We start from the raw sequence: 13,695 nt of genomic DNA, 5'->3' as shown, positions 1-13,695 counted from the left end.
AACGGAGTCTTCTATGCCTACAATCCCCTTACCAAGACCTGGGCAAGTCGAATTATGCAAACCCAACCTGCTGGGAGTTCTGTGGGTACTTTGGCTTTTCATGCACTGGATTATGATCCGGTAGATAACGTATTTATTTTTCTTGCAGATTCTGCTTCAGGTAGACGTACCTGGGCTTACCGCTATGGAGGGGGTACTCCTTCTACATCGGCTCCCATAATCTCGAATATCCTCGTTTCCTCCATTACCGCAAATTCAGCTACCATTTCATGGACCACAAATACTCCTTCTACCACGAAAGTAGAATATGGGCCTACCACCAGCTATGGAAATTCTACTCCTCTCAACTCCACACTCCTGACCAGCCACTCGGTTACCCTCTCCGGCCTCAATGCTAACACCCTTTACCACTATCGGGTAAGTTCTGCTGATGCCGCAGGGAACCTGGCAGTGTCCACCGACCAGACCTTTATGACCCTTACAGCTACAGTTCTTCCCACCCCAACTCCTACTCCTACCTCTACTCCTTCTTCTACTCCACCACCCTCTTCTGGATCAACCCAGATAGGCGGAGTTCTTATGCCGTCACTACAGGATGAGAAAAACACTTACCGATCATGGGGATGGACCTGGAATACTTCCCAGGAGCCGAACTTCCCTTCAGACTCTACTTATGTTGTGAGTGACCCGGATATTCATGGAGAGACGGAGGGAGATGATTTATGGACCTACCTCATGATGTATCGTCGCACCGGGCAAAAAGGATATTTAGATCGGGCAACTGCCTGGGCGAATTATTTTGAGAATGTGATGTTAACGTGTCCAGGTGATTATTATACAACCTATTGTTATGATCGTGATGCGTTTGGGTTGGATCATGCCTATGGATGGGGATTACTTGCCTGGTACGAATATACAGGTGATACAAAGGCACTGACTACAGCAGAAAGTATTGGTGCAGATATTGAAGCCATCTGGAGTAAGAGAGTCAACAACAATTATCCGGTGCCAGGACAATTTAGTATGTCATACTATGGGGCCCGGCAACCTGCACGGCATTTACTCCTTATCACCCGTCTTGCAGAGGTTACCAAAAAACAACGTTGGATCGATTTACGTGATAAGCTCATCGATCTTTGGTTACAATCCCCTGATTGGGACTCTAATTACGGTATGTATTTTGTAGGAGATTGGCAGACGGATTATGTGGCAGGAGCAGGTACCTATGCCAGCGGTGTGCGGATGCAGTCTTCATTTTCACTTGGTATATTAGGTGAAGCCTTCGAGCACGCCTATCGAACCACAGGGCGAGCGGAACTTAGGAATCGCATGATCGCCATGGCACGGTTCGTTGATAAATATGGACTTGATCCGGTCTATCAATATACCTCAAGCTGGTTTGGAGTAAAAAATGGTCAATCCTGGCAAAAATATTCTGCACAAACGCCGGTTACATTCTGGGATCCTGTCTATACAGAATCTCTGGTGAATATATTAGTGCGTGGATATAAATATACCGGTGATCGTACACTCTACGACCGGGCAAAATACTTCTTTAATCGTGGTACAAAAGGTATTTACGGAGAACCCGTAAAACGGGCTGCAAGTGATACTCAAGTTGGGCATTTCATCGATACGATCTTCGACTCCTCATCAGGTAATTTCTATCTCGGCTATAATAAAGGCGAATTGCAATATACCTATGCTATTTTTGAAAATGGTGGTTCACCAACCGTATTAGGGACTGTTCCTCCATCTCCAACTCCTGTTTCTAGTTCGACACCGACCCCGACGCCGACTCCTAAACCTGCTTCAACTCCAACGCCCACACCTAAGCCGACTGCAACCCCAATTGAGAAGCCTAAATCTGTTCCAACTGCGACCCCAACCCCGACTCCTAAACCTGCTTCGACTCCAACGCCGATTCCAACGCCAGCTTCTGACTCCAATGAGCTTTCCCTGACCTGGGGAACATCTGGCGATAAACCGGTACCTGAAGATTACGATGGAGATAAAAAAGCGGATGTTGCCGGATGGAGATCCACGGAAGGAAATTGGTATGTAGCCCTTAGCACCGGTAATCCTATCATCCAAACCTGGGGAACATCTGGCGATAAACCGGTACCTGAAGATTATGATGGGGATGGAAGAGCGGATTTTGCAGTTTTCCGACCTTCCCAGGGAACCTGGTACATTTTGAGATCCTCAGGTAAATCCCTGATCCAGAAATTTGGAAGTTCTTCAGATATTCCAGTTCCAGGTGACTATGATGGAGACGGAATTGCCGATATGGCTATCTTTAGACCTTCTACAGGTGGATGGGCTGTCATACCGTCCCATGGAGGAGATATAATAAGAGTGATATGGGGACAGAACGGAGATATTCCGGTACCTGCAGATTATGATGGGGATGGAAGGGCCGATATGGCGGTTTGGCGCCCCAGTACGGGAACCTGGTACATTCTCTTATCCACCGGCGGAATTAAAATAACACCCTATGGGCTATCCCAAGATATTCCGGTACCTAGAGATTATGATGGGGATAAGAAGGCCGATATAGCAGTTTGGCGACCCAAAGATGGAAGCTGGCACATCCTTTTCAATAAGCTGGCTTCCACCCTCACCCCTGCACCAGTTCCAGCTTCAAATACAACCTTTACCTTAAAGTCTGTGACCATCTCAGGCCAGGTAAAAGACATGCTGGGTAGAGCTATCAAAGGGGTTAGTATAACCCTCAGTGGAACGCAAGTTAAGACCACTCAAACCGATAGATATGGAAACTATAGGTTTGAAGGTCTGACCCAGGGTGGGGACTATACCCTGACGCCATCTAAAGAAAGGTACCTGTTTAATCCTAGAACTCAGCCTTTAGCCGATTTAATGACGGATATGGTCGTAAACTTTACCGGAATAAGGTAAAGGTTCCTGCCCAAAAACTTCCACCCCTTCCCCCGAGGTTCTGAAAGCCTCGGGGGCTTTAAAAACCTTCCTAAATTCTTCGCCAACTCAAAATTCTGGTTGACGCTCTATTCCTAAAACTCTTATATTTCTTCCATAGGCTTTCAGGAAGTCTTTACAATAAAAGCCCCTGAATGAGGGTAGAGTAATACCTTTCCAAGTTGAAAAGGATACTCCGGCCTGTCATCGCCGATAATGGCAGGAGCGAAGCGATTGGTTTGGTAATAAGTCGAAAGGTATTAATCCCAAAGATTCTCATAGCCCTTCATTAAAAAAGAGGAGAATGTATGGCAACCAGTACGACCCTCTCCATTATCGTACCTGTATACAATGAGCAGTACCTGGTTCAGGCAAGTCTCAACCGCCTTCAGGTACTCGGTGAGTCACCCCTATTAAGCCGGATCAAGGTGATCGTGGTTGACGATTACTCCACCGATCAAACGGAAGCTTCGCTAAAACAATTCCAAAAGTCCTGGGAAGCAAATCCCTGGAGCCCTAAATTCGAATGGATATTCCTCCATCATGAAGAAAACCAGGGAAAAGGAGCTGCCATCCGAACCGGTCTTGAGTATGTAGATACCGAACTGGTGGTGATCCATGATGCAGATCTGGAGTATCATCCCCGGGATTTATTGAAAATGATTCCTCTATTTTTAGAGGAAGATGCAGATGCAGTTTTCGGATCCCGTTTTTTAGCCGGTGAATTTAAGCGGGTCCTCTTCTTCCGCCATGCTCTGGGGAATAGTCTCCTTACCTTCCTCTGTGACCTGGTCTGTGATCTCAACATTACAGACATGGAAACATGTTACAAAATGGTCCGAACCTCGCTTCTAAAGAGTATCCCCCTGGAGAGTTGTGACTTTCGCATAGAACCTGAAATAACCATCAAATTGGCGAAACGGGGGGCCCGTATCTTCGAGGTCCCTATCAGTTACTCGGGTCGAACTTATCAGGAAGGCAAAAAGATCAACTGGAAAGATGGACTATTGGCGCTTGGAGCTATCCTCAAATACGCGGTTTCCGATCAAATCTATACGGCAGATAAATATGGAAGTGAAATTCTGGCTCGCCTGAACCGGGCTCCAAGATTCACACGCTGGATGGCAGATACGGTACGACCCTACATCGGGAAACGAGTTCTGGAAATCGGAGCCGGAATCGGGAATATAACGCTAAATCTGACCCCTCAGCCAGTCTATTGGGCAACTGATGTTAATCCGCTGTATTTAGACAGTCTTCGTAAACTCTGTTCCACTCGACCCTATCTTCACGTCACCTTCACAGATGTGACCGATCCGGGTTCCTTTCCCAAAGGTCAACAGTTTGATACAGTCATCTGTCTCAACGTTATTGAACATGTAAAGGACGATGTTGCTGCCTTACAAAACATCCGAAATGTCTTAGAAGATAAAGGACGGGCCATCGTTCTGGTTCCACAAGGACCCAACCTCTACGGAAGTTTAGACCGGGTTCTGGGACACTACCGGCGATACACCAAAGAACAATTGATCTCTGTGGGAATAAAGGCCGGTTTCCACGTCCAGGAAGTGTTGGAATTCAATCGAGCCGGTGTGATCGGATGGTGGCTAAACGGTCAGGTCTTGCCACAAAAAACCTTCGGATTCGGACAAATCAAAATGTTAAATCTCCTGGTCCCACTGTTCAGAAGAATGGAATCCTGGCTTCCACTTCCACCTCTCTCACTTATCGCCATCTTCGAGAAAGTCCCGGATCGTAAAGAATAGCTTTTTTATATCAAGCGGGATACTTAACCTACTGAATACCTGCTGACTTTCTCTAGAGGACTTTCCGGGGTATCTTTTTTATCTCGAAGGGGACCTCCTGTCTCACCCTGGGCTGGGTCGAAGGGTGAATTCTTCGCTGCTAACCCCGAAAGATTCTCTCTTCCACAGGCTCAGAACCCAGTCGATCCAAATTCAGATGGTGATGTAACTGTAACAATTCAGTAGATGTCACTTTTTTCTGTCTGAACACCCCCCTGGCCCCCCTCCAGGAGGGACTGACGTAGGGTTGCTGCTGCTGAAGTCCCTCCTGGAGGGGGGCCAGGGGGGTGTTTTTTCCACTTACTAAACAGTCATGACCCGTTGGGTCGCCACAAAGCGTGAAAATCGTAAGGCGATTTTCATAAGAAATTGTTACAGTTACGATGGTGATTTTTTACTTGCAAAAATAGAAGCTTTATGAGAAAGTTAAAAAACTAATAATCAATTCAATCCTAAACAAAACCCATTTATAACCGGCTAAAAAAACAGAATCGTGCAGTAAGTTAATTTACCTCAAAGGGTTAGATATGTCATCTATCGGGCTTATTTTCTCTACATTCAGTCTTATAACCTGTATAGGGCTGGCTTTATTTGTATTTTCCAGAAATTCTAAGCATATCGTCAACCGAAGCTTTTCCTTTGGGATGCTGGCCTTAGCTATTATAGAATTCGGGAATTTAATGGTCTCTGTTTCCTCGTCGATGGCTTCAGTGCTTTTCTGGAAACGGCTGGCTTTGGTTGGAGAAAGCCTTGCGGCTCCTAACTGGTTGCTTTTTAGTCTAACTTTTTCCAGGAGTAATTATCCCCAACTCCTGACCAAATGGAAGTGGGTTATTCTGGGAGTGTATCTTATCACTTTCACTTTTCTTGCTTTTATCTGGTCTGATGGATTTGTCTGGGCCCTCCCGGAACAATCCCCTGGAGAATTTCTTTTCCTGGGTCGAGTTGGGTATTATTTTTACATTTTCTTCCTGCTTACTTCTCTAAGCATTCTGGTAAATTTAGAAAGTACCCTTCGTGCTTCAACTGCGGTGAATAGGTGGAAAATTAAATATACCGCCGTAGGAGTTGGAGCGATCTTTGCTTTTTTCATCTACCTGAGTAGCCAGTACCTCCTTTTCTCGATACTCAACCTGGGTTTTCTTCCGGCCATCTCGGGCGTTATCTTTATCTCTACGGTTCTGATTGCCTTCTCCCTTGTCCGACATAGACTTCTGGATGTAGACGTCTTCGTCTCCAGGCAAGTTGTTTACCGTTCCTTAGCCGTTTCAATCGTCGGTGTCTATCTCTTGATACTGGGACTCGCCGGCCAACTTATGCGATATATTGGCGGGAGAGAAAGCGTTTCTTTACCTGTTTTATTTACCTTTATCACAACTTTAATTTTGGTAATAGTTTTGCTATCGGAAAATGTTCGACGAAAAGTTAAACTTTATATCAGTCAAAATTTTTATAAAAACAAATATGACTACCGGGAAAAGTGGTCGGAATTTACCGAAGGGCTTAGTTCCAAAATATCCTTGAAGGAACTTCTCCCGGCTATTATCGATCTCCTGGCCAAAACCATATGGGTAAATTATATCACCCTCTGGCTCTATGATGAGGAGAAAAATGAATTCTATCTGGCCAAAGGCATGAACATCTCAGAAACCTCTATAAAGATAAAAGGAAATAACAGCCTCATCCGTTATTTCAAGGACACAGGGGCTTTGATAAGCACTCAAGACCTGGATAAGGATCCAAGACTTTCTGCTATTTATGAAGAAAATAAGGATTTTTTCAAAGAAACGAAGGCAACCGTTTGTCTGCCTTTGATAAGTGGACAAACCCTGGTCGGTTTGATGACCTTAAGTAAGGAGCTAACCACCGGAACTTATACCTACGCAGACTATGAACTTCTCAAGACTATCGCCAATCAAGTTGCCAGCAATATCCTTATTGCGAAGTTGTCTCAAGAATCCATTGCTGCAAAGCAAATGGAAACTTTTCATCGACTTTCTTCCTTCGTCATTCATGATATCAAAAATTATATTTATATGCTCTCTCTGGTTCTTCAAAATGCCACCGACCAGCGTATGCGGGATCCAGAATTTCAACAGGATGTACTCAAGATGATGTCGGATCTGGTTTCAAAAATGCGGGATCTGACCACCAAGCTCTCGGCGACGCCCGATAAGTTGAAGTTAGAATTTAAAGAGGAGAACCTTAATCAACTGGTCGAGGAGATTATTTCTAAATTTCAGTTAAGTAGCTATAAAAAAGTTACGGTTGTTAAAGACTTGGGGGTAGTTCCCCAGATAAAAGTGGATTCTGAGCAGATCCAGAATGTCCTGATGAACCTGTTATTGAATGCAGCAGGGGCTATAGAAGAAAAAGGTGAGATCCGGGTAAGAACCTCCTGTGAAGATGGATGGATTACCCTAGCAGTATCAGATAATGGCCGTGGGATGTCTCGAGAGTTTATAGAAAACTCTCTTTTCAAGCCTTTTAAAACAACCAAGAAAAATGGTTTGGGAATCGGATTGTATCAATGTAAAACCATTATAGAGGCCCATGGAGGAAAGATCGAAGTAGAAAGTGAAGAGGGAAAAGGAAGTACCTTTACAATAAAACTCCCGAAGTAAAAAAATACGATACTTTTGCATTTTCTCGTAAGTTAAGTTATTGTAAGTTATTGATTTTATTTATCCACGAAGGGCCATATCTGAGACATGGGGATGCGGGGACATGGGGGGACGCGGGGACTTTAGGACTGGGAGACAATGGGACACGGAAACAGGGGAAATTCTGTCTCCGCGCCCCCATGTCCCGAAACTCCGCGTCTCAAAGTGGAAACAATTCTTTAAGCTATGCTAACAGATCAAGAAAAAGCCAGAATCTTAGTCGTAGATGACGAAGAACCCATCCGGAAACAGATCAAATGGGCCCTTTCCGAGGAATATCACGTCCTGCTGGCCGAAAATGAAGACATCGCCCTGAAACTCTTAAAAACCGAAAAACCCCACATCCTCCTGCTGGATCTGGGATTATCTCCCTCTCCGGGTGGTGAAGAGGGTCTGGAGTTGCTGCAAAAGGCCGTAGAGATGAGCCCTCAGACGAAGGTTATCATCGTGACCAGCAACGAATCCAAAGAAAATGCCCTCAAAGCCATCAAGATGGGGGCCCATGATTACTATCAGAAACCGATCAATGTGGAAGAGTTAAAGGTGATTATCCGGCGAGCGTTTCATGTGCAGAGATTAGAGCAAGAGAATTTGGCGTTGCAGCGGAAGGTGGAAGGGGAGAGCAAGTTTGAAGACATTCTGGGCAACTGTGAACAGATACGGGAGATGTTTGGATTATTGAAGCGGGTGGCACCGACGAATGTAACGGTCCTGATTTATGGGGAGAGTGGGACGGGGAAGGAGTTAGTAGCCCGGGCGATCCATTATCAGAGTTTAAGGCGTGGGAAGGCTTTTATAACGATTAATTGTGGGGCGATTCCTGAGAATTTGCTGGAGAGTGAGTTATTTGGTTATGAGAAGGGGGCATTTACAGGAGCGTATACGACACGGAAAGGGAAGCTTGAAGTGGCCGATGGGGGAACCGTTTTTTTAGATGAGATTGGGGAGTTGTCCCCTCTTTTGCAGGTAAAGCTGTTACGGTTTTTGCAGGAGCGGGAGATCGAACGGGTTGGAGGAAGACAGCCCATTAAACTGGATATTCGGGTGCTGGCAGCGACGAATAGAGATTTGAAGAAGGAAGTGGAGCGAGGAAACTTTCGAGAGGATCTGTACTATCGCCTGAGTGAAGTCTCCATAACTCTTCCTCCGTTACGGGAGCGCGGAGATGATATTATTTTGCTGGCGACCCATTTTTTGAATAAATTTAGCCAGGAGCATAAGAAGGCAATTCGAGGGTTTTCAAAGGAAGCGATGCGGGCCATGTTGGAGTATGAGTGGCCTGGAAACATACGGGAATTAGAGAATAAGATAAAACGCGCGATTATCATGGCTCAAGATAAAGTCATCCTGCCTCAGGACCTTGACCTCAGCACGGGAACCAGCTCTATTTTAACCCTGCAAGAAGTCCGGGAGCGAGCAGAAAGGGACCTGATTATTCAGGCATTACGGCGAAATAAAGGGAATATCACCCAGGCAGCTCGAGAGATAGAGGTCAGTCGACCCACTTTTCACGACCTGTTAAAACGATATGGAATCAACGCCGATGAGTTCAAATAACTTGAAAATCCTTACCTTTACAACCCTTTTTCCTAATCATTGTTTTCCTCTACATGGGCTTTTTGTTAAGGCCCGGATGAAGGAAGTGGCGAAATTGTGTGAATTAAAGGTTGTGGCACCGGTCCCCTGGTTTCCACCTTTTCCTTTCATGAAGCAGTACTATCCCTATTCCCAGGTCCAACGGGAGGAGTGGATGGAAAACCTGCACGTGAGCCATCCCCGTTTTTTCCTTTTCCCGGAGGTGGGAAAAATACTTGACGGACTCTGGATCTTCCTGGGGGCCTATGGTACGATCAAGAAATTACAACGCCGTTTCCCCTTTGATCTGATCGATGCACATTATGCGTACCCGGATGGATACGCAGGTTATTTGCTGGCCCGTGCCTTTAACAAACCTTATACCATAACCATCAGAGGAAGTGATATTAATCTCCTGCCCCGGTACCCTCTACGCCGTCGGCTTATTCAAAAAACCCTGTTAAAAGCAGGCCGGATTATCGCCGTCTGCCAGGCCCTTAAGGAAGCCTCTATCCAGTTAGGTATTCCGAAAGAGAAGATAACGGTTATCCCCAACGGCGTGGATTTGTTTAGATTCTTCCCGGTGAATAAGCAGGAAGCAAGAAAGGTAGCAAATCTACCCCTGGATAGGAGAATTATTCTCTCGGTAGGGCATCTGTGTGAACGGAAAGGGTTTCATTTGCTGATAGATGCCATGAAGGAATTAATCAAAAAAGGAGAGGAAGATCTTTTGCTGGTTATCGTAGGAGGTAATACCCATGAAGGGGATTTCAGAAAATATCTTGAGGAAAGGACTATCCGACAGGGACTTGAAAACCATGTTCTGCTTGCCGGTCCTAAACCACCCGATGAACTTCGTATCTGGTACAGTGCTGCAGATCTGTTCTGTTTAGCAAGTTCACGGGAAGGCTGGCCAAACGTTTGTTTTGAATCTCTCGCTTGTGGGGTCCCTGTTATCGCCACACGGGTCTGGGGCACTCCCGAGGTCATTTGCTCACCCGATTACGGGCTTCTCGTAGAGGAACGGAGTGTGGAAGCCCTTGCTGCAAAGATTGAACAGGGATTAAAAACCGAATGGGATTCCGAAAAGATGGTTGCCTACGCCCGTCAAAATACCTGGCAGGGTGTAGCCGGGAAGGTCCTGGAAGTTTTTGAATCGGTTTCAAAATCAAGATGAGGTTAAATAAAAAGACCAGAAACCTCCGTTTTAAATAAAAGGGGTTTTCTGGTTTACTAAAGGTAATTGTTATGAAAAACTGGATCAAATTGGTTGTTTTATTTGCCACAATCTTCTTGGCTGTTTTTTCGGATAATTTTTGGGTTTGTGCTGCAGATGAATATGTCCTTGGAGAGGGAGATATCATTGAAGTGATCGTCCGACGTAACCCGGACCTGAGCCGGGATTTCACCATTCGTCCCGATGGTAAAATCACGTTTCCTCTTTTGGGAGATATTCAGGCCAGCGGCTTCACGGCCAGTAGTCTGAAAGAATATCTGACTAAAGAACTCGAAAAGTATATCCAATATCCCGACGTAACGGTTATCGTAAAGGATGCCAAAAATTATAAGATTTCTGTTCTGGGGGGAGGCGTCAAATCAACCATTGTCAGCCTGCAAGGTCCAACCCCACTCCTTCGGGTCCTGCTTCAATTGGGCCTTGATCAGAATGCTAATTTGAAGGATGCTTATATTATCCGAAACAATCAAAGGCTTCCTGTTGATATGTATGCTTTGGTCATGAAAGGAGACATGAGCCAAAATATCATAGTTGAACCCAATGACACCATCTTCATCCCCCCGATTGCCATAGGTCCCGTAAATCCCGGAATCCCCGGCAGTCCTACCGGAGCTATCGTCGTAGGGCCCTCGGTTCAGATTGTCGGAGAAGTCAAAGCCCCTCAAACCGTTCCCTATCGGGAAGGATTAAAAATTTTAGATGTTATACTGCAGGCCGGAGGGCTTACAGACTATGCCAGCGGTAATAAGGTTAAAGTAGTTCGAAGGAAGGGGGATAAGGTTGAGGAAATTAAAGTGAAAGTTAAAGATATCTTAAAAGGGGATATTTCAAAAAATATCCTGCTTCAACCGGGAGATCTCATTGTGGTTCCTAAAAGCTTTTTTTAGAATATACGCCTACTTTCAGCATTTACTACCTTGTAAAGTTTCTGTGTAATTCCCCCTCACCCCCAACCCCTCTCCCACGCTGCGGGAGAGGGGTGTAAGGGTGGAGGTAGACTGTTCCCCTCTCCCACAGTTTTGAAAGAATGGTTCTGCCCTCCCCTCCAACTCATCCTCTCCCGCGTCGTAGGCTTATACCCATTCTACATAAAAATGTCGCATTCCTTACCGTTCTGCTCTCCTTCCCAACCCTCTCTCTCCCCTTACAAGGGCAGGTTTTTTGGGCCTAACCCCTCCGACTCCCCTTCCCTCGTAAAGAAGGGGAGAGTTGGGACTCAGGTTATCCCCAAGTTCCCCCTTCCCGGCGCAGGAAGGGGGTTAGGTTAGAAAAAACCTACCCCTAAAAGCTCCCTCTCCCTCCCCGTGAACCTTATCTTTACCCACATTTTTTGATTTGGGGGGATGGGGCTCAAAACGGTTAGTCCGGTAGGTTAACCGTCCCGGTTGACAATAGGGGTAGGTTAACCGTCCCGGTTGACCAGGACAAGCGAGACGCTTGGCCTACCATACCTTTCAATGACCCCGAATACGCAAAGGGCAGGCCAACCGTCCCGGTTGACAATATTTGCTATTCAACCAACAGGCTAGCTGAGCCCGCTATCAATCCCTCGAAATGAAAAAATATGGGTAATGGTTAGCCCCGTGAACGGGGAGGGTCAGGATGGGGGAGGGGCGTCCTGTTTCACAGACCGCTCTGGACAGAGCTTGGGGAGTTTGAAAGAGGTTACGTTGGGCTATAAACTGAACGCTGCTAACGGAGCTCAAAACCCTTGGGTTGTGCTATGTAGTTTTAACTTCATGTCATGGGCCGATGCTCCAGGTATAGGAAGACGCCCTTTCAGGGCTTTAAACCGAATGAAGTTCTGAATTAAAAAGATAGGGGTAAAGCGAAGCATGCTATGGGCGAAGGGTGTAGGGGTGGGAGCGGCCTGTTCCTATCTCCCACAGCGTGGGGAAGGGGCCGAGGGGGAGGGCCTAAGGTAAGATTTAAAAAGATAAAGGGCCGATAGAAATTCAGAATCTCTATCGACCCTTTATCTTTTTAACCTTCTATTTCTTAGATCTTTTCAATCTCCAGGCTCCAAAACCTGCTAAACCAGAACCTAGAAGGAGCAACGAACCCGGTTCAGGAACCGGAATGTTGGTAATATCGCCACTGAGAACCTGGGTACTGGTAAAGGCATTACCCGGTGTTACCGTAGATAAGGTATTAAAACTAATGTTGAAATTTCCACTATAGAACGGAATACTGGGATCCAAACCATAAAAACCCGTTAAGGTAGGATCTTTCGTATCCGTAAATCCAGAAGCAGCAATATTGAAACCTCCTGGAAACGGGATTACAGAGACAGTTTGAAACGTTCCTGTTAATAGTGTGGTCCCGGTAGGAATATCTCCTGGACCAATACCTCCACCATTGAAATCCACACCTCCTGTGACCGTAATAGTCCCACCACTCCAGGTCAAAGGACCGGTAGATGAACCGGTTGTGAAAGTCAGGGTACAACTTACACAGGTGACCGTGACGTTGTTATTCGCCGGAGTCCCTAAACCCGTTATGGTGTCTACCTCAATCCCTGTTCCCACCAGGGAACTCGAACCACCACCATAGGAGATAGTCCCCGGCGTGGGAGGTGCGATATTAAAATCAAGCGTGGTAGCCTGTACGGGGGTTGCAAAAACCAGCAAACTTAAAACCAAACCAAGACCAATAATTCCTAAGAAAAATCGTTCTGTTAAAATGGGTACTTTCATGAAATTTCTCATGGGTTATTCCTCCTCACTAGATCTCAACGAAGATTTATTTTTCTTCTTGTGTGAAGGACTGCCTGTTAATTTAGTTCGTCTTACTAACTGCTATTATGTATTATGCATCTCATATGCCAGGAGCAAACTTTATGGAGATAAGTAGAGGAAATACCATGGGATTCTCCGACAGGTCTATAAAATTTAAGACTTTGAAGCAGTATAACCCCAAGGAATCTTCAGAAAGGGGATCCGCCGGGAACCGGGGGTCTCAATTCGTATCTTATTCGTTCCAAACCCTTATAGATCTGGAATTTCACCTCTCGCTTCTTACTTTTAAGATTCAGAAAAAGCTATTTCTTTTAAAATCCCCATCGTCGATTTTTTTTACAAATTTTTGGACGCCTTTTTATGTTCTCCTTTTTATTAATCTCAGATTAAACCTTAAAAAAGGAAATAGTTCGGGCTTTTCAGGAAATCTTTTACAAAAGTAACTTGGGAGGGTTGTCGAGTTTCTTTACATTTTTTTTAGAGCCCTTAATTTTAGCCTTTTCTGGATAAGCTTTTAAAAAAAAAGGGTTTATTCTACCAAAAGCCTTTTTCAGGTAAAAATTCCCGTCTTTTAAGCGTCGATATCTTTTACATCTGAACGACTGGATAAAGCCAGAAGAAATAGAACTTGTTTCCGACCCGAATCCTGGTTATTTTAATATAAAATTTTACATTCATCTTCCATCAAATCAATTAACCGGGGAAGGTCAGGATTTGCCTGAGGATCGGACAGATCTTCC

General features: G+C 45.4%; 7 protein-coding genes. 6 read left to right on the top strand and 1 reads right to left on the bottom strand.

The genetic code is table 11. The annotated features are described in order from the left end of the window. The 6 genes from VNM22_12595 to VNM22_12570 form a co-directional block, all read left to right on the top strand. A partial coding sequence (locus VNM22_12595) for an FG-GAP-like repeat-containing protein (GenBank protein HWP47995.1) occupies positions 1-2,919 on the top strand: 2,919 nt, incomplete at its 5' end. Between the two features lie 326 nt (positions 2,920-3,245). Further along, on the top strand, positions 3,246-4,703 hold the full coding sequence (locus VNM22_12590; protein HWP47994.1) for a glycosyltransferase: 1,458 nt from the start codon (positions 3,246-3,248) through the stop codon (positions 4,701-4,703). Positions 4,704-5,269: 566 nt separating this feature from the next. Then, complete coding sequence (gene prsK, locus VNM22_12585; GenBank protein ID HWP47993.1) at positions 5,270-7,366, top strand: XrtA/PEP-CTERM system histidine kinase PrsK; 2,097 nt, start codon at positions 5,270-5,272, stop codon at positions 7,364-7,366. Between the two features lie 225 nt (positions 7,367-7,591). Continuing rightward, positions 7,592-8,962 carry a PEP-CTERM-box response regulator transcription factor gene (gene prsR / locus VNM22_12580; GenBank protein HWP47992.1) on the top strand — a complete coding sequence of 457 codons (1,371 nt, stop codon included), beginning with the start codon at positions 7,592-7,594 and terminating at the stop codon, positions 8,960-8,962. Beyond that, positions 8,949-10,157 carry a glycosyltransferase family 4 protein gene (locus tag VNM22_12575; protein ID HWP47991.1) on the top strand — a complete coding sequence of 403 codons (1,209 nt, stop codon included), beginning with the start codon at positions 8,949-8,951 and terminating at the stop codon, positions 10,155-10,157. Before prsR ends, VNM22_12575 begins: the two co-directional genes overlap by 14 nt. A gap of 71 nt (positions 10,158-10,228) precedes the next feature. After that, on the top strand, positions 10,229-11,104 hold the full coding sequence (locus VNM22_12570) for a polysaccharide biosynthesis/export family protein (GenBank protein HWP47990.1): 876 nt from the start codon (positions 10,229-10,231) through the stop codon (positions 11,102-11,104). 1,104 nt (positions 11,105-12,208) lie between these two features. Here VNM22_12570 and VNM22_12565 read toward each other — a convergent pair. Continuing rightward, positions 12,209-12,925 carry a PEP-CTERM sorting domain-containing protein gene (locus VNM22_12565; protein ID HWP47989.1) on the bottom strand — a complete coding sequence of 239 codons (717 nt, stop codon included), beginning with the start codon at positions 12,923-12,925 and terminating at the stop codon, positions 12,209-12,211. Positions 12,926-13,695: the final 770 nt, after the last annotated feature.

The organism is Candidatus Limnocylindrales bacterium (genome assembly GCA_035559535.1).
Lineage (GTDB): Bacteria > Moduliflexota > Moduliflexia > Moduliflexales > JAUQPW01 > JAUQPW01.
Note: the sequence above shows the minus strand (reverse complement) of the source record. Positions and strands in the feature narration are given on the sequence as shown.